Origin of the sequence: Halomarina rubra (assembly GCF_023699475.1) — an archaeon.
Lineage (GTDB): Archaea > Halobacteriota > Halobacteria > Halobacteriales > Haloarculaceae > Halomarina > Halomarina rubra.
Genome location: NZ_JALXFV010000008.1, coordinates 833,486 through 850,683, shown reverse-complemented (window position 1 = coordinate 850,683; position 17,198 = coordinate 833,486). Strand labels below are relative to the sequence as shown.

The following is a 17,198-nucleotide window of genomic DNA, read 5'->3' as shown; positions in this document are numbered from 1 at the left end:
ACCGGTCTCGCAACGTTTTTGCGCCACGGCCAACCACCGTTTACATGGCGGAGACTCCACCCGGTACGTTCTCGGAGAAGCTTCGAGTCCCAGAGGCGCTCACGTTCGACGACGTGCTGTTACGACCGATGGAGAGCCACGTCGAACCCGACGAGGCCGACACGGGGACGCGCGTCTCGAAGAACGTCTCGCTCTCGATTCCCGTCCTCTCGGCGGCGATGGACACCGTCACCGAGGCCGACCTCGCCATCGCGATGGCCCGCAACGGTGGCCTGGGCGTCCTTCACCGCAACATGACCGTCGAGGAGACCGCCGCGGCCGTCACCAAGGTCAAACGCGCCGACGAACTCATCATCCGCGAGGTCGTCACCGCCGCCCCCGACCAGACCGTCCGCGACGTCGACTCGATGATGGCGCGCGAAGGGGTCTCCGGTGCACCCGTCGTCGCCGACGACGGCACCGTCCTCGGCATCATCTCGGGGACGGACATCCGACCGTACCTGGAGGTCGGCGAGGCCGACGAGGTCCGCGACGCGATGACCGAGAAGGTCATCACCGCCAGCGAGGACGTCGCCGCCCGCGAAGCGCTCGAACTGATGTACGAACACAAGATCGAGCGCGTCCCCATCGTCGACGACGACGGCAAACTCACCGGTCTCGTCACGATGCAGGGCATCCTCCATCGCCGCGAGTACGACGAGGCCGCCCGCGACGAGGACGGCCGCCTGCGAGCGGGCGTCGCCGTCGGCCCCTTCGAGATGGACCGCGCGACCGCCGCCGACGACGCCGGTGCGGACGTACTGTTCATCGACTGCGCGCACGCGCACAACCGGAACGTCATCGAGTCCGCCCGTGACATCAAGGAGCGCGTCGAGGCCGACGTCGTCGTCGGGAACATCGGGACGCCGGAGGCCGCCCGCGAACTCGTCGAGTTCGCCGACGGCCTGAAAGTCGGTATCGGTCCCGGTTCCATCTGTACCACTCGGGTCGTCAGCGGGTCCGGGATGCCCCAGATAACTGCCGTTGCAGGTGTGGCGGACGTCGCGAGCGACCACGACGTGCCCGTCATCGCCGACGGTGGCATCCGCTACTCCGGCGACGCCATCAAGGCCATCGCCGCGGGTGCGGACGCCGTCATGCTCGGGTCGTACTTCGCGGGAACCGACGAAGCCCCAGGCCGTGTCATCACCATGAACGGCAAGCGCTACAAGCAGTACCGCGGTATGGGTTCGGTCGGCGCGATGAGCGAGAGCGGCGGCGACCGCTACCTCAAGGACGCCGACGAGGACGAGGAGTTCGTCCCCGAGGGTGTCGAAGCGGCGACGCCGTACAAGGGGCCGCTCGCCTCCGAACTCCACCAGCTCGTCGGCGGGATGCAGTCGGGAATGGGCTACGTCGGCGCGGAGTCACTGCCGGCGTTCAAAGAGCGCGCGGAGTTCGTCCGCGTCTCCGCGGCCGGGCAGAAGGAGTCCCACGCCCACGACGTCGTCATCACCGACGAAGCGCCGAACTACAAACCCGGCGAGTAGTTCGACAGTCTGGGCGGCCGACAGGTCTCGGTTCAGACCGATTAAGGCGGTCGCCGCCCTTGCGCCGACCAGATGCTCGTCGAACTCCTCGTCATAGCCCTTACCGTCGTCGTCTCGACGGCGTTCGTCTGGGGCGGTAGCTCTCTCCTCGAACGGGCTGCAGAGAACCTCTCGCTGTACTACGGTCTGCCGCCGGTCGTCCACGGCGCTATCGTCGTCGCCATCGGGTCGTCGTTCCCCGAACTGGCGAGCGTCGTCATCGCAGCGGTTCAAGGAGAATTCAACCTCGGCGTGAGCGCCATCGTCGGGTCAGCCATCTTCAACGTCCTCGTCATCCCCGCAGTGAGCGGCCTGTACGGCGAAGGCGTGGGGGCGAACCGCGACATCGTCTACAAGGAAGCGCAGTTCTACATGGTGAGCGTCAGCGCGCTCATCATCACCTTCGCGCTCGCGGTCATCTACTACCCGACGGGGGGCGACGGGCAGTTGTTCGGCGATGTCACCCGCGAACTCGCGGTCATCCCACTGCTCCTGTACGGCGTGTACGTCTTCACCCAGTATCAGGACACGAGCGACTACGACCCCGAATCCCCGCCGGAGGACCTCTCGGTGGGCAAGGAGTGGCTGTTCTTGCTCGTCAGTCTCGTCGTCATCGCCGTCGCCGTCGAGCGACTGGTCGAAGCGGCACTGGACCTCAGCGCCATCTTCGACACGAACGAGGCGCTGTGGGGAATCACGGTCATCGCCGCCGCGACCAGTCTCCCCGACACGCTGGTCAGCGTCCGGGCCGCACAGCGCGGCGACGGCGTCACGAGTCTCGCCAACGTCTTCGGGAGCAACATCTTCGACCTGCTGGTCGTCGTCCCCGTCGGCGTCCTCCTCGTCGGCTACGCAACCGTCGACTTCTCCGTCGTCGTCCCGACGATGGGGTTCCTGACGCTCGCCACCGTCGTCGTCTTCGGCCTCCTCCGGACCGAACTCGAACTCACCCCACGCGAGTCGGGCGTGTTGCTCGTCGTCTACGTCGGGTTCATCGGCTGGATGGTCGCCGAGACACTCGGCTACACAGCCCTCGTCCCCGGACTCTGACCCGACACGGCAGCGACCCGAACGGTTTTGCCTGCGTGGTCGAACCGTGACCCGTGCCCTCCCTCACACTCGCCGCGCTCTCCGCCGAGTTCCGGACCCTCGTCGAGTCGCTCCTGGTCGCGACGGCGCTGTTCGTCCTGTTCACGCTGTTCGCGCCGGACCCGACCGACCCCCTCGTAATGGGACCCGCGACGGTGCTCGCCGTCCTCGGCGGGGCGGCCGTCGCGCACCGGGCGAAGTCGACGCGAACCGACTGACCGGACGGCCGCCGACTCCCTGCGCCCCGACCCTACACTCTTGCCGTGTCGTCCAGAAGACGGTCCATGCTCGGCACGTTGCTCCTCGCCGCGTTCGTCTGGGGGCTGTTCGCGTTCGCCGTCGCAATCGACGCGAGCAGACGAGGCGACCACGGTGGGTTCTGGGCCGTCGTCGTCCTGCTCACCGGACCGTTCGGAACCGCGGCGTACCTGCTGGTCGTCATGGTCACGGACGACGAGACCGAGGACGATACGCCCGACGCCGACCCTCCAGAGACGGTCCGGGTCTGTCCGACCTGTTCGACAGCGTACGACGACCCCCGAGACCGGTGTGCGGAGTGTGACACCGACCTCGGCCCCGACGACGACCACCCCGTCGGCGAGCGACACGAGACCGGTTCACGGTGGTACTGTGGCAACTGTACCGCTCGAGTCGGACCCGAGGTGAGCGAGTGTCCGAGTTGCAGTGCCGTCTTCTGACGGCTCCGAGGGCCCGCCGCCCGCACTCCATCGTGGCCGCGTGACTGTCCGTGTGGCGCGACTATCCAGACAGTTATCCTGCCCGGACCTGTCGACTGGTAGTACACCACACGGTCGTGTGGGTGGACGATACTCATGAACGGAATCCAAGACGGGGTGGCGGTCGTGACCGGCGCAGGGTCGGGCATCGGACGACAGACGGCGATACGGTTCGCCGAGGAAGGTGCGAGCGTCGTCGTCGCGGACGTCGACGAGGAGGGTGGCGACGAGACGGTCGGAACGATTCGTGACGAGGGTGGCGAGGCGACGTTCGTCAGAACCGACGTCACCGACGGCGACGACGTGGACGCGATGGTCCAGACGGCGCTCGACGAGTACGGCGGACTGGACTTCGCACACAACAACGCCGGCATCGCCGACGAGGGGACTCGTCTGGCGGAGTACGACGAGAGCGAGTGGGACCGGATGATAGACATCAACCTGAAGGGCGTCTGGCGGTGTTTGAAAGCCGAGATACCGGAGATGATAGAACAGGGTGGCGGGGCCATCGTCAACACCTCGTCGGTCGCGGGCGTGAGCGCGAACGGGAGCGCACACTACGCCGCCAGCAAACACGGCGTCATCGGCCTGACGCGACGAGCGACGGTCGACTACGCCGACGACGGTATCCGCTTCAACGCCGTCTGTCCGGGGGTCATCGACACGCCGATGGTCCAGCAGGCGAGCGAGGACAACACCGAGGAGATGGAGCAGATCACGGCGAGCATCCCGGCCGGTCGCCTCGGGACCCCCGAAGACATCGCGAGCACCGTCGTCTGGCTCTGTTCGGACGACTCCTCGTACGTGATGGGTCAGCCGATAGTCATCGACGGCGGACTGCTGGCACAGTAGTCGGGCACATTCGCTCCGGAGTGTGTCGTGTTCGTCGAGGAGAGTCGACGGCTGGCTCACGCCTCGTGTGAGCGCTCGGGGTGAGAACGGGCTGAGAGGGATTTGAACCTCATTCGCTCGCGATGCTCGCTCCCTGGTTCAAACCCTTCAGGTACACGTTTTCGGCCGCTCACGCCACGCACTCGCTTCGCTCGGCGTGCAGTTCGCGCCACGAGAACGGGCTGAGAGGGATTTGAACCCTCGGCCGTCTGGTTAAGAGCCAGATGCTCTGCCTGGCTGAGCTATCAGCCCCTGTCATCGAGTGCGGTCGGTCGATTCATATAGGTTTCCTTTCGGCGGGCGTCAGGGAGGTGTGAACCGGCCACAAACACTATGCGGGGACCGCCAAAATCCGAGGACACGGGAGCGAGGAAGACGAGCGCCGTGGGCCGTCGTTCGTCGACCGTGGGGTCCCGGCGGTGGGAAACTGCTCCCGGAGCGCAGACGGGGCGAGAGCGCCCCTACACGCCGCTTTCGTGCTTTACTAGCCGTCGCTGACTCGTTCCTGAGTGGGGGGTTTCAAGTAGTCCGCCGTCAGAGGTAGGATATCATGAGTACCGCCATCACGATGGCGTCGATGTCCACCTACGCTATCTTGGGGTGTGGCAGCGTCGGGCACGCCGTCGCGGAGGAACTCGAGGCGGAGGGGAAGGACGTTCTCATCCTCGACATGGACGAGGGGCGGGTCGAAGCGCTGCGTGACCAGGACATGGACGCTCGCGCCGCGGACATCCGCGAGGCGGGTGTCGCCGACACCGTCTCCGACCGCGACGTCATCCTCATCCTCTCGTCGGACGAGGAGGCCAACGAGGCCGCCGTCGAGAACATCCGCGACCGTGGCGGCGAGCAGTTCATCGTCGCGCGGGCCTCCGACCCGGTCTCGGCCGACGACCTCTCCGACAGCGGGGCCGACGTAGTCATCAACCCATCTGCGGTCATCGCCGACTCCGCGCTCCGTGCGCTGGAGACCGGCGAGTTGGAGTTCAAGGCGAGCCAGCTCGCGGAGGTGCTCGACGCCACCGACGAGCGACTGGCCATCCTCACCTCGCCGAGTCCGGACCCCGACTCCATCGCGAGTGCGGTCGCACTGCAGGCCATCGCCGCGGCGTACGACGTCACCGCCGACATCGTCTACGAGGGCGAAATCGGCCTCCAGGAGAACCGCGCGTTCGTCAACCTGCTCGGCATCGAACTCCACTCCCGGTCGGAGGTCGACCTCGACGACTACGACACGCTCGCGCTGGTCGACCACTCGCAGGCCGCCGACCCCCTCCAGAACCGCTCGGTCGGCATCTACATCGACCACGCCGAACCGGACGTGGAGTACGAGGCGGAGTTCTCGGACGTTCGCCCGAGCATCGCCGCGACGTCGACCATCCTCACGAAGTACATCCAGGAGTTCGACGTCTCGCTCTCCGAGCAGGTGGCGACGGCGCTGCTGTACGGCATCCGTGCGGAGACGCTCGACTTCAAACGCGACACGACGCCGGCGGACCTCACCGCTGCGGCGTACCTCTACCCGTTCGTTAACCACGACACGCTCGAACAGGTCGAGTCGCCGTCGATGAGCGCCGAGACGCTCGACGTGCTCGCCGAGGCCATCCGCAAGCGCGAGGTCAAGGGCAGTCACCTCGTCTCGAACGCCGGGTTCGTCCGCGACCGCGACGCGCTCGCCCAGGCCGCCCAGCACCTCCTCAACCTCGAAGGCATCACCACGACGGCCGTCTTCGCCATCACCGAGGACACCATCTACCTCGCCGCCCGCTCGAAGGACATCCGGATGAACATCGGGGCGGTCCTCGAAGACGCGTTCGGCGAGATCGGCGAAGCGCGCGGGCACTCCACCGACGCCACCGTCGAGATTCCGCTGGGAATCTTCACCGGCATCGAGACGAGCGAGGACAACCGCGACACCCTCCTCCAGCTCACCGAGGAGGCCGTTCGCCGGAAGCTGTTCGACGCGATGGGCGTCGAGACCGGTGACAACGGGAACTGAAGGCGTCGCTCGACGACGAGAGACGTTACCACTGTTCGTACCTCGTCGGGCGCGTTCTACCGACGACTGTCCGGAGTCCGTGACGGTCGACCAGCGCTCACGAATCGCCGGAACTTCCGGCCAGCACGCCCGGAAGCCGCGTCGCTAAGTCGTCGCTCAGGCAACTTTTGCCAGTCATGGAGGACTCAGACCTCAGTTTCGACCCGGGACTCGAACACGTCCTCGCCGGGGAGACGCGACTGTCGACCATCGACGGCGAGGCCGGCGAGTTGGTCATCGGTGGCTTCCCGCTGGAGGAACTCGCGCCGAACGCTACCTACGAGGAGGCGCTGTACCTACTATGGAACGACCGGTTACCGACGGAAGAGGAGCTGTCCACGTTCCGGTCGGACCTCGCCGCGCACCGCGACCTGTCCGACGGCGCGCTCGCCGCGATTCGTGAGGCGGCCGAGCGTCGCGACGACGCGATGGACGCCGAGCGCATCGGTGCGGCGTGTGCGAGCCTCGCGCGACCGGCAGAGGAGGACACCGACGGGGAGGTGACCACCCACGAACGCGACGCGATGGTCGCGGTCGCCCAACTGCCGACGGCCGTCGCCGCCTACTGGCGGGTCGCCAACGGCGAGGAGCCGGTCGCACCGCGCGACGACCTGACCCACGCCGCGAACTACCTCTGGATGCTCACCGGCGAGGAGCCGACCGACGAACAGGTCCGTGGACTGGAGACGTACCTCTGTAGCGTCATCGACCACGGGTTCAACGCCTCGACGTACACGGCGCGGGTCGTCGCTTCGACGGAGTCGGACGTGCTGTCGGCGGTGACGGGCGCGGTCGGTGCGCTGAAGGGGCCGCTCCACGGCGGTGCGCCGGGCCCCGTCCTCGACATGCTGGAGGAGATCGCCGACCACGGCGACCCCCAGACGTGGCTGACCGACCGCCTCGACGCCGGCGAACGCCTGATGGGGTTCGGCCACCGCGTCTACCGCGTCCGGGACCCGCGGGCGGCCGTGCTCTCCGAGGCGGCCGAGGAGTTCTACGCCGGCGAGGAGTCCGCGTTCTTCGACCTCGCACGGGACGTCGAGTCGGCGGCCGTCTCGGTGCTCGACGAACGGAAACCGGGGCGGTCGCTGGAGACGAACGTCGAGTTCTACACCGCCGTCCTCCTGCGCGGAGTCGGCGTCCCACGCGAGTTGTTCTCCGCGACGTTCGGCGTCTCGCGGGTCGGCGGGTGGACGGCCCACTGTCTCGAACAGTACGCGGACAACCGCATCGTCCGTCCCCGGTCGCGGTACGTCGGCGAGACGGGACGGACGTGGACGCCGGTCGGAGAGCGCTGAGAAGCGCGACGAGCGCGACGGACGCGACGGTCGGCGACGTCAGCGCTGGGAGTCCCGGAGAATGAGCGGCCCGATGGCCAGCGTCCGTTTCGCCACCGTCGCGATGCGCATCACGTAGGAGACGAACAGGAAGAAGGGCACCAGCGAGACGGTGAACGCACCTGAGGTCACCCAGAGGATGTCGCTGATGCCGAGGGTGGTCCCGGTGAACGTCGCGGCGTCGACGAACGCGAGCATCGCACCCGAGACCAGCAGGGCCGGAATCGCGGCGTAGACGATGAGCTGTGAGAGGCTCGTCAGCGCCCACTGGAAGTACAACGTCTTGATGTGCTCGCGGGCGGGCCCGAACATCACGAGCGAGGTGTGGAGTTCGTCGAACAGGTCGTTCGTCTCCTGGTCGATGTCGTCGCCGTACAGTTCGCGGAGTCGGTCGACCTGGAACACCTTGTAGGAGTAGTTGTAGTCGAGCGCGGCGAACAGGACGTCGAACGTCCCGAACGTCGCGCCGTCTAGCTTGTCCTTGACAGTCTCTGCGTTCCCGGTGAGGCTGTCGACGAACTCCGAGACTTCCTCGGTGAACTGGTCGTTGCCCAACTGTTCGACGGCCTCCTCGAGGTCCGTAGCGCGGTCCTCTGACGCCTCGACGATGGCAGCGAGGAACGCCGAAGGGTCGGCGGGGGCCGTGGTTCCGATGAGCTCGCTCGTGTACTGCCGGAAGTCGAGCGTGTTGCTCATTCGACTGTGCTGGTCGCCGAGCGGCCCGTTCTCCTGTGAGATGACGAGCTGGTTGATGGAGACGACCAGCGTGACGCCGGTGATGAGCGCGCTGGTCATCGTCGAGAACATCGTCCCGAGGACGTCGCCCTCGACCACTCGGACGTAGAACGGCGGGTCGAACGAGACGCCGAGCAGGATGAACCCGACGAAGATGATGGCACACAGTACGCCGGTGACGAGCAGTCGGTTCGCACCGAGCAGCACCCACAGCTTCAGGCGACTCTCGCCGGCCCGAGCGCGCATCGTGTTCTCCGTCGAGACGTCCGCCTGCTTCTCGACCGAGAGGTCACTCATCCGTGACACCGTCGGCCGCGTCCCCGACCGGTCGCTTGAGCAGGTAGTACTTCGTCCCGCCCCCGGAGTACGTCGCCGTCCCGACCAGTTCCCACCCCTCGGCTCCGAGTTCGTTCAACTCGGCCTTCGGGTCGCTCGTCTCGTGCTTCGTCGGCCCGCGGGGAGCACGGAGCGTCTCGTACTCCCACTCGACTCGGTCGGTCATACTGGGTCCGACTCGGGGGAGGATGAAAACAGTTGACGCCGCCGATGCCGGGTGCCCCCCGGTCCTGTCGGCGGCCGACGAGGTTCAGTACTCGCGTTCGACGAGGTAGTCCGCGATGTCGACGAGCGTCTCTCTGGCCTCGCCCTCGGGGAGGACGGTGAGCCGGTTCTTCCCGCGTTCGACGTACTCGTGTGCCATCTCGCGGGCGTACTCGATGCTGCCCGCGGCGGAGAGTTCGGCGACGGCGTCGTCGATGTCGGCCTCGGTGACGGACTCGCGCTCGTGCGGGACGAGCGTGTCCACGTCGACGCCCTGTTCGCGGGCGTGCAGCGAGACGATGGTCCGTTTCCCTTCGATGAGGTCCGACCCTCGCTGTTTGCCGAGGGTCTCGCTGGGCGTCGTCAGGTCGAGCAGGTCGTCCTGAATCTGGAACGCACGGCCCACGTCGAGGCCGTAGCCACGAAGCGCCTCGACGACCTCCTCGTCCGCTCCGAGGAGGATGGCCGGAATCGCCGCGGCGGCCGCGTACAACACGGCCGTCTTGAACTCGACCATGTCGAGGTACTCCTCCGGGGCGACCGTCGGTCGTTCCTCGAACTCGACGTCGAGCGCCTGCCCCTCACAGATTCGAGTGCAGGTCTGTGCCAGTTCGTCGAGCGCACGGACCGTCCGGTCCGCGGGGGCGTCCGCGTCGAGCATGTACTCGAACGCCTTCGAGTACAGCGTGTCGCCGGCGAGGATGGCGGTCTCCAGGTCGTACTCGCGGTGGACGGCCGGGACGCCACGACGGACGTCGTCGTCGTCCATGATGTCGTCGTGGATGAGCGTGAACGACTGAATGACCTCGATGCTCACGGCGGCGGCCATCACGTCGACGTCGTCGGTGCCGAACGAGCGGTAGTCCCCCTCGAACGGTTCGACGCCCTCGATGGCCTCGGCGGCGAGCAACAACACGGCCGGTCGGAGGCGCTTGCCGCCCGCGTCCAGCAGGTATCGCGAGGCCTCGTAGAGCCGTTCCGGTCGCTGGACGGGGAGCATCTCCGCGATGCCCTCGTTGACCAGTTCGCGGCGTCGTTCGACGGCTCGCTCGACGCGGTCGCGCCCGGCGCTCATTCGGTCAGCTGGATCATGTTCCCGTTGCGCGTCACGTGGAGGTCACGGCCGAGGGTGTACCCCTGCGAGGCCGCGAGCTTCGTGTACGGCGCGAACCCTTCCATACTCTGGTGGGCCGGGATGACGTGCTTCGGCTGGAGCGCCTGCAGCATCTCGTAGTGGCCCTCCTCGCGGAGGTGGCCCGAGACGTGGATGTCGTCGAAGATGCGTGCGCCCTGCATCTTCAGCAGCTTCTCGGACTGGTAGCGCTGGCCCTCGTTGGTCGGCTCGGGGATGACCCGCGCCGAGAAGATGACCTTGTCGCCGTCGTCGAGCTGGTAGGGGGTCTCGCCGCGACCCATCCGGGTGAGCATCGCGCGTGGCTCGCCCTGGTGGCCCGTCACGATGGGCAGGAACTTCTCCTTGCCCTCGTTCATGATGCGCTTGAACGTCCGGTCGACGCTCTTACGGTGGCCGTACATCCCGAGGTCGTCCGGGAAGTCGACGAAGCCGAGGCGCTCTGCGGTGCCCGAGTACTTCTCCATCGAGCGACCCAACAGGACCGGCTGGCGGCCGATGTCGTTGGCGAACTCGACGAGCGACGTCACACGCGAGATGTGACTGGAGAACGTCGTGGCGACGATACCGCCGTCGTAGTCCTCGACGGAGGTCATGACGTCCTTGAGGTGGCGACGTGCCACGCTCTCGGAGGGCGTCCGGCCCTTCCGACCCGCGTTCGTACAGTCCTCGATGTACGCGAGGACGCCCTCTCCCTCGCGACCGATCTCGCGGAACCGCTTCATGTCGATGGGGTCCTCGATGACCGGCGAGTGGTCCATGCGCTTGTCGAGACCGTAGACGACCGCACCCTCCGGTGTGTGGAGGACGGGGTTGATGGCGTCGATGATGGAGTGAGTCACGTGGACGAACTCCAGTTCGACGTTGCCCGAGTCGCCGATGGACATCGTCTCGCCGGCGCTCATCTTCTTCAGGTCGTTCTGGACGCCGAACTTCTCCTCGCTCTGGATCTGCTGTTTGACCAGTTCGATGGTGAACGGCGTGGCGACGATGGGTGCGTCGTAGCGGTGGGCCAACTTCGAGATGGCCCCGATGTGGTCGAGGTGACCGTGGGTCGGGACGATGGCCTGCACGTCGCCCTCGAGGTCGGACATGACGCGGTCGTCCGGAATCGCGCCCATGTCGATGAGGTCGAGGCTGTGCATGCGCTCGGTCTCGACGTTGTCGTGAATCAGTACCTGCGAGAGGTTGAGACCCATGTCGAAGACGACCACGTCGTCCCCGGCACGGACGGCCGTCATCTGTCGGCCGACCTCTTCGTATCCGCCAATCGTTGCGATTTCGACTTCCATAGTGTTGACTCCGAGGAGTCGCCCGACGGGCGCGTTGCCGCGACCGACCGGCGAGGACGGACCGCTGGAGACTGAGTTCCTGCGCGGTCCTCTCGTGTGAACCCGCCGACAGCCGGCGGGTTCACACCGGACCCCGCCGGTCGCTCGCACGCTTCCCGTGAGCGACCGTCTACTCGGTTACTGGGGCCTACAGGCTACTCTGTTAAAAGAAGTTGGGTTCGACGAGCGATGTCGACCGACCACCCCTTTCGTCCCGTACTGTCTGATAAATACTACTGTCTCTAATTCCGAAACTTTATCTCTGGAGGTCGGATTACGTGTCGTCCAGCACGAATGAGACAGTTGGCACTGCTAGTCGCCGTCCTCCTCGCGACGGCCGCTCCGGGAGTCGTACTGGCCGACGTCGATCGAACGGGCGCACCGCTCGCCGACGCTGGACTCGATCAGACGGTCGAACGCGACACGACCGTCTTCCTTGACGGGACGGGGTCACGTGACCCCGACGGCACCGTCGTCGGCTACGAGTGGCGCATCGAGACCCCTGCTGGCGACGTCGTCACACCGAGAGATCCGACGGACCCGAGGACGTCGTTCCTGGCACGCGAACCGGGGCGATACGTCGTCACGCTGACTGTGACGGACGACGCGGGCGAGACCGCGTCGGACTCGTTGTACGTCGACGTCGGCGTCGGCCCGCGTTCGACGTCGACGCCATCGACACCGACGCCCGTACCGACCTCGACGGCGTCTGCTCCACCGACCGCGACGACGTCCGATCCTTCGTCTCCCGCACCGCCCGCGCCACCGTCGACCACGACCACACCGACGGCGACGCCAACGACCGGGACGGCGACGCCAACGGTCACTCGTTCGCCGACGATCCGTGGCCCTCGGCTGGTCACCGGCGACCGGCCGCTCGAAGCGAGCTACACGGTCGACACCGCTGGCAGCGTCGACCGAGTCGAGTGGCGCGTCGACGGAACCGCCCGGTCGTCCGGGACGACGACCGACTTGACCTTCGCCCCTGGAAATCACACGCTCCGCGCAGCGGTGACGTACTCCGACGGTCGGACCGAGATAGCCACGTTCGAGGACGGTGCGACGGGCGTCGTCGCCGACCCGAAGCCGGACGTGACGCTCGCGAACCTCGAACGCCGCCAACGCATCGGCGGGACCGCGTCAGCGACCGACGAGTACGGCAATCTCGACTCGGTGTCCGTCACGGTCGAGGGACTCGGAACCGAACGCGTCGCCACCGAGGGGTCGAGCGACGAGGTGACGTTCGACTGGGACGACATCGAACCCGGTCGCGAGTACGAACTCGTCGTCACCGCGACTGACAACCGAGGACAGGAGACGACGGTGAGGCGAACGGTCACCCCCGTTGCCCCTCCGGAGACGATCTCCGCGGAGTTCGTCAACGGACCCGTCGACTCGTACCATTCACGAATCGACCCGGGCCGATACACTGCTCACCATGTGATGAAGATCGAACTGAACGGTAACTCGGTAGATGACATTCGAGTAAATCACTTTGCACAGAAACCGGGCAAGACCAGATTGATTTCAGAGTCCGCTCTATCTTCTAGTGATGGCATCGCAACAATTCACACCTACTGGGGGGGGTGAAACTCCAAACAATCACAATCCCCACATTATCGGTTATACCTGGAAATTCGATAATCTAAACTATGGCTCAATCTCAGTGAATTCCACGTCTAAATTCAGGGTAACCCCAAGTGAACCCGAACTTCGACTTACGATGCGGAACGACGGGGCGGAAATTAATGGCCCAGAAGGTGTTCCTCAGCGGCCCATCGATTTCACGGAGCCGATTATCGTCAACGCGAGCGATTCGTTCGACCCTGACGACAGCCGCCTTCGATTCGGCTGGGAACTGCAAGCAGAACCGACTACGAAATCTGGAGAGGTTGCACGTCTCGATGCGTGGGAGTCTGGGCGGCTAGTACTGCGAGATGGATACGGAAACGAAGTCAAGCACAACTGGGACCTAAGAGATGCGTTCGTCCCAGAGGTATCGAGTACTACCATCGAAGGAAAAGAGCCATTCGGGCCAGATGACACCGTATCTATCCAAATCGAAACACAGCGAGTCGTCTTCCAGCGAAACACTGCATCCCTCAGTGTTGGAGCAGAGTTACGAGGAGCACCAGGACGTGTAGCCGAATGGAAAAGCGTCTCAACCGACGAGGAGAACGAGTTCTTGTTCAGAGGCACGGTCAAACTCCCCGCCAGTGCGCTCGCGAACAACGACTCGCGAATCGTGCTGTACAACGAGGCACGGCCTCAGATGGCTCGCGAGGCAACTTCACTGCCGACAATCGAACTCACCGAAGCACAGCGGACTGAACGCTCCGGCTTCCGAGTTTCGGACGTTCGGTACCTGATCAGAGAACGGAGCGTCGATACCGTCGATGTAGACACTCGTGCCGAGATGATTCAGTTACGTAACTCGGGGTACCACGTTGCGGGGACGAGGAGTGAGACGACCGGTTACGTGCTCCAGCAGCGCGTCAAAACACAGAACGAAATCGTACAGACGGACACCCGGACGTTCGGTTCGTCGTCGTACCGTCGAACGTTTCTGCGGGTCCATCCTGAGTGGCGGCAGGCCGGCGTGCGGACGACTCGTACCCGAACGCAAGAGACGACCGTCTCGTGGAAGCGAACGCGTGGGTACGCGTTCACCGGCGAGAGTCGGAGAGTGAAGACGGACGCTGCAGAGTACAGCGTCGAACGCGAGTACGAGTATACGACGACCGAACTCGAACCGGAGAAGACGACGACCCGCCAGTGCCTACCTGGCATTGGTTGCTACGAGAAGACCTACACCCGTCTCGTAACGCGGAAGAAGACCCACACCTACTGGGCGCAGTCGAGAGTGTCGAACAGTCACTCGGCGACCGGGGACGTTCGACGCACACTCACCGATCCGGCGGAGTACACGACGGAGTACCGCCACGAGTACGTGAGTTGGGACGTCGATGTCGACAAGACGTACGTCGCCGAGCACACGACTGTCGTTCAACCCGCTCGATACGAGTGGCAGCACTACACCACAGTCTCCGACGAAGAGAGTGCGAGACGGCTGGCATCGGCAAGCGCCGACGTCCGAATCGGGTCGGAGCGAACGACCCGCCACTGGACGATGGAACGTCAGGTGACCGACCACGTCGTCAGACCAGCGTACACCGCAGAGAGCATGGTGGTCGAGACGCGTGCGACCGTCAGCGGTGACGTCATCCGATACCGCACGAGCAACGCGGGATTCAAGACCGGAAAAGTGGTCGACGAGTTCACGACCGAGTTCGTGGGTCGGGGTGTCGTAGGCGAGGACGAAATCGAGGAACGAACGCGTGAAACGGAGGGAAGCCAATGAGTCTATCTTCGTTTCTAAAAGAAAGTAATTTAAATACGGAGGTGAGCAGGAAGATTATGCGGCTGATTGGGAGATTTACCATAGTATTGCTAGTTGCCACTGGACTCATCACCAGTTCCGTAGCAATCGGTGTTGAGGATACGAAGGGTTCACTCGAATTATCTACAGAGAAAGAGATGGTCTCTGAATTCGGAATTCAGTACAAACTATATTTCAATAACGACGGCCATAATCTCACAATTGAAGCCACAAACCCGACAAGCAGTCGGCAATATTCAGGGGTATCTGTGACCGTAGATGGTGCAACTATCCGTAATACAAATCATCAATTAGGTTCCGGCGAAACCTCGAACACGACAATAAAAATCCAGTCGGCGCTCAACGCGCTTGAGACATCGCACGAAATTAGAGTGTCCACCTATGGCGCTGCACGAAGTTTCACGTTCACTCGTGAAATCGATGCCACAAACTCAACCACCGTGCCAACACCCTATATTGCAGACACGAGCGTTTCAAGCGGCAGTATCGACGGTGAGAAATCAGTAGTCGTGAATATCACTGTGACAAATCCATCAGACCAACGCTACCCAACGAAGTTGATGGTACATACCTCAGGGACCGATGGGAGTCTGTATCTACCAACTGCTGACCCTGGCGAGTCTACAAACGTAACCGTCGAACTCCTCGACGACCCCGACTCGGTCGTCGTCGGCGAGGCCCGTCTGTACGCGTACGACCTGAACGACAGTAGCGGAGGCATCGATCAGGTCGGGTTCGAGGGTCGAGTCAACGGGACTACGAGCACGTGGAACGAGTCGTACACGGCTATCGAAGGGCCGTGGAGCGAAGACGCCTATCGGTACGAGAACAGCAGCGTCGACCGACCGGGGTTCTTCGAACGGGCGAGCGACGGGAACGAGGTCGGGGGAGTACCGGTCGTCGTCCCGGGCGTAGCCTTCGCCGCACTACTCGGCTTGGCGTTCCTCGTCCGTCGGGCACGCTGACTACCGGTCGATGCCGCCCTGCTCTTTGATCTGCATGATGTACTTGACGTTCAGATAGATCTCCTCGGGGGAGGTGTCCTCGTCGGGGTCGTAGAGGTCGCTGACGCGGTAGAGAATCGCCGAGAGCTGTTTACTCTCGGAGCTCTCCGAACGGACCTCCTCGGCGATTTCACGCACCAGTTCTGCGCGCTCGTGGTCCTTCTCGACGCTCATCGAGTCGCCTGCTGGTGTTGACGACGGCGGAGGATGCCGGTGTTGTTGGCGACGTTGGCGACCATCTCGCGGAAGGCGTCGCCGGTCGCGCTCTCCTGGTCGAGGACGATGGGGCGGCCGGAGTCACCACCTTCGCGCACGCGGGGGTCGAGGGGGAGGTCGCCGAGGAACGGCATGTCGACCTCGTCGGCGAAGCGTCGGCCGCCGCCCTCGCCGAAGATGGCGTGGTCCGACCCGCAGTCGGGACAGCGAAACGAGGACATGTTCTCGACGATGCCGAGGACGGCGGTGTCGTGCTTGCCGAACATTCTGAGGGCTTTACGGGCGTCGTCGAGCGCGACCTCCTGAGGAGTCGTGACGATGACCGACCCGGCGAGCGGGAGCGACTGGAGGAGCGTGAGTTGCGTGTCGCCGGTGCCGGGCGGGAGGTCGACGACGAGGTAGTCGAGGTGGCCCCACTCGACGTCCTCCCAGAGCTGTGTGAGAATCTGGTGGACCATCGGGCCACGCCAGATGACGGGGTCGTCCTCGCCGACGAGGAAGGCCATGCTCATCAGCTTCACTCCGTACTTCTCGGGGGGGACGATGGTGTCCTCGGGCGTCGCCTCGGGGTGCTGGTCGGCGTCGACCATCCGGGGGACGTTCGGGCCGTAGATGTCGGCGTCGAACAGACCGACGCGTGCGCCCATGTCGGCGAGACCGGCAGCGAGGTTGACCGAGACGGTCGACTTGCCGACGCCACCCTTCCCGGAGGCGACGGCGACGATGTTGGTGACCTCAGGGAGGACCTGTTCCGTGGCGTCGAGGTCGTCTGCGGTCTCGACGTCGGCCGACAGCGAGAGGTCGCGGTCGGCGTCGGCGAGCGCCTCGCGGACGGCGTCGGCGATAGTCGTCTCGGTGGGGGAGTACGGCGCGCCGAGTGCGAGCGAGACGTAGATGGTGTCGTCGTCGACGGTGACGTCGTTGACGAAGCCGAGCGAGACGATGTCGTCGCCGAGGTCCGGGTCCTCGACCGAGCGCAGGCGGTCGCGAACGTCCGCTTCGTTCATAGCCGTGATACGTCGCGTTCGGCCGATAAGGGTTGTGAACGTCCGTGGCTACGTGCGGAGTCGGCGGCGATATATCTGCGATGAGACAACGTCGGGCGGTTTTCGCCGTCGTCGTGGGTAACCGCTTGTAGTTACGTCGGCCGTCGAACCGGGCGCGGGTTTAAGCCGCCTGACGG

At 64.7% G+C, this 17,198-nt stretch carries 16 protein-coding genes and 1 tRNA gene; 10 read left to right on the top strand and 7 right to left on the bottom strand.

Features of this window, described 5'->3' with window-relative positions:
• Nucleotides 1-44 precede the first annotated feature (44 nt).
• The 5 genes from guaB to M1L36_RS19470 all read left to right on the top strand — a co-directional run bounded on the left by guaB (nucleotide 45) and on the right by M1L36_RS19470 (nucleotide 4,246).
• Nucleotides 45-1,529, top strand: a complete 1,485-nt coding sequence (gene guaB / locus M1L36_RS19490; RefSeq protein ID WP_250875404.1) for an IMP dehydrogenase — start codon at nucleotides 45-47, stop codon at nucleotides 1,527-1,529.
• Nucleotides 1,530-1,601: 72 nt separating this feature from the next.
• Nucleotides 1,602-2,618 (top strand): sodium:calcium antiporter, encoded by a 1,017-nt coding sequence (locus M1L36_RS19485; RefSeq protein ID WP_250875403.1) that lies wholly within the window; start codon nucleotides 1,602-1,604, stop codon nucleotides 2,616-2,618.
• Between the two features lie 53 nt (nucleotides 2,619-2,671).
• Entirely contained in the window at nucleotides 2,672-2,875 is a 204-nt protein-coding gene (locus M1L36_RS19480) for a hypothetical protein (RefSeq protein WP_250875402.1), read from the top strand.
• Nucleotides 2,876-2,941: 66 nt separating this feature from the next.
• Complete coding sequence (locus tag M1L36_RS19475) at nucleotides 2,942-3,355, top strand: hypothetical protein (RefSeq protein ID WP_250875401.1); 414 nt, start codon at nucleotides 2,942-2,944, stop codon at nucleotides 3,353-3,355.
• A 135-nt stretch (nucleotides 3,356-3,490) separates the two neighbouring features.
• On the top strand, nucleotides 3,491-4,246 hold the full coding sequence (locus tag M1L36_RS19470) for a glucose 1-dehydrogenase (protein ID WP_250875400.1): 756 nt from the start codon (nucleotides 3,491-3,493) through the stop codon (nucleotides 4,244-4,246).
• A gap of 217 nt (nucleotides 4,247-4,463) precedes the next feature.
• Here the strand turns inward: M1L36_RS19470 and M1L36_RS19465 are convergent.
• Nucleotides 4,464-4,537: transfer RNA gene (locus M1L36_RS19465), tRNA-Lys, on the bottom strand.
• A 298-nt stretch (nucleotides 4,538-4,835) separates the two neighbouring features.
• Here M1L36_RS19465 and M1L36_RS19460 point away from each other — a divergent pair.
• Together M1L36_RS19460 and M1L36_RS19455 are read left to right on the top strand one after the other, a co-directional pair.
• Nucleotides 4,836-6,281, top strand: coding sequence for a DHH family phosphoesterase (locus M1L36_RS19460; RefSeq protein ID WP_250875399.1), 1,446 nt, complete (start codon nucleotides 4,836-4,838; stop codon nucleotides 6,279-6,281).
• A gap of 176 nt (nucleotides 6,282-6,457) precedes the next feature.
• Complete coding sequence (locus M1L36_RS19455; protein WP_250875398.1) at nucleotides 6,458-7,618, top strand: citrate synthase/methylcitrate synthase; 1,161 nt, start codon at nucleotides 6,458-6,460, stop codon at nucleotides 7,616-7,618.
• A gap of 39 nt (nucleotides 7,619-7,657) precedes the next feature.
• On the opposite strand, the gene M1L36_RS19450 is transcribed toward M1L36_RS19455, so the two are convergent.
• From M1L36_RS19450 to M1L36_RS19435, 4 genes are all read right to left on the bottom strand, one after another.
• Nucleotides 7,658-8,689 (bottom strand): DUF7972 family membrane protein, encoded by a 1,032-nt coding sequence (locus M1L36_RS19450; RefSeq protein ID WP_250875397.1) that lies wholly within the window; start codon nucleotides 8,687-8,689, stop codon nucleotides 7,658-7,660.
• Nucleotides 8,682-8,894 carry a Sp36 family protein gene (sp36, locus tag M1L36_RS19445; RefSeq protein WP_250875396.1) on the bottom strand — a complete coding sequence of 71 codons (213 nt, stop codon included), beginning with the start codon at nucleotides 8,892-8,894 and terminating at the stop codon, nucleotides 8,682-8,684. The genes M1L36_RS19450 and sp36 overlap by 8 nt, the downstream gene beginning before the upstream one ends.
• A gap of 84 nt (nucleotides 8,895-8,978) precedes the next feature.
• On the bottom strand, nucleotides 8,979-10,007 hold the full coding sequence (idsA3, locus tag M1L36_RS19440; RefSeq protein ID WP_250875395.1) for a geranylfarnesyl diphosphate synthase: 1,029 nt from the start codon (nucleotides 10,005-10,007) through the stop codon (nucleotides 8,979-8,981).
• The gene (locus M1L36_RS19435; RefSeq protein ID WP_250875394.1) at nucleotides 10,004-11,356 is read right to left on the bottom strand and encodes a ribonuclease J; all 1,353 of its coding nucleotides are present in this window, start codon (nucleotides 11,354-11,356) and stop codon (nucleotides 10,004-10,006) included. Before M1L36_RS19435 ends, idsA3 begins: the two co-directional genes overlap by 4 nt.
• Nucleotides 11,357-11,689: 333 nt before the next feature.
• Between M1L36_RS19435 and M1L36_RS19430 the strand changes: the two genes are divergently transcribed.
• The 3 genes from M1L36_RS19430 to M1L36_RS19420 all read left to right on the top strand — a co-directional run bounded on the left by M1L36_RS19430 (nucleotide 11,690) and on the right by M1L36_RS19420 (nucleotide 15,760).
• Nucleotides 11,690-12,985, top strand: a complete 1,296-nt coding sequence (locus M1L36_RS19430) for a PKD domain-containing protein (protein ID WP_250875393.1) — start codon at nucleotides 11,690-11,692, stop codon at nucleotides 12,983-12,985.
• A gap of 133 nt (nucleotides 12,986-13,118) precedes the next feature.
• The gene (locus M1L36_RS19425) at nucleotides 13,119-14,756 is read left to right on the top strand and encodes a hypothetical protein (protein WP_250875392.1); all 1,638 of its coding nucleotides are present in this window, start codon (nucleotides 13,119-13,121) and stop codon (nucleotides 14,754-14,756) included.
• Nucleotides 14,753-15,760 (top strand): hypothetical protein, encoded by a 1,008-nt coding sequence (locus M1L36_RS19420; protein WP_250875391.1) that lies wholly within the window; start codon nucleotides 14,753-14,755, stop codon nucleotides 15,758-15,760. Before M1L36_RS19425 ends, M1L36_RS19420 begins: the two co-directional genes overlap by 4 nt.
• On the opposite strand, the gene M1L36_RS19415 is transcribed toward M1L36_RS19420, so the two are convergent.
• Together M1L36_RS19415 and M1L36_RS19410 are read right to left on the bottom strand one after the other, a co-directional pair.
• Nucleotides 15,761-15,973: a DUF7976 family protein gene (locus tag M1L36_RS19415; protein ID WP_250875390.1), complete on the bottom strand. Its 213-nt coding sequence runs from the start codon at nucleotides 15,971-15,973 to the stop codon at nucleotides 15,761-15,763.
• Nucleotides 15,970-17,022, bottom strand: a complete 1,053-nt coding sequence (locus M1L36_RS19410) for an Mrp/NBP35 family ATP-binding protein (RefSeq protein ID WP_250875389.1) — start codon at nucleotides 17,020-17,022, stop codon at nucleotides 15,970-15,972. Before M1L36_RS19410 ends, M1L36_RS19415 begins: the two co-directional genes overlap by 4 nt.
• Nucleotides 17,023-17,198 lie beyond the last annotated feature (176 nt).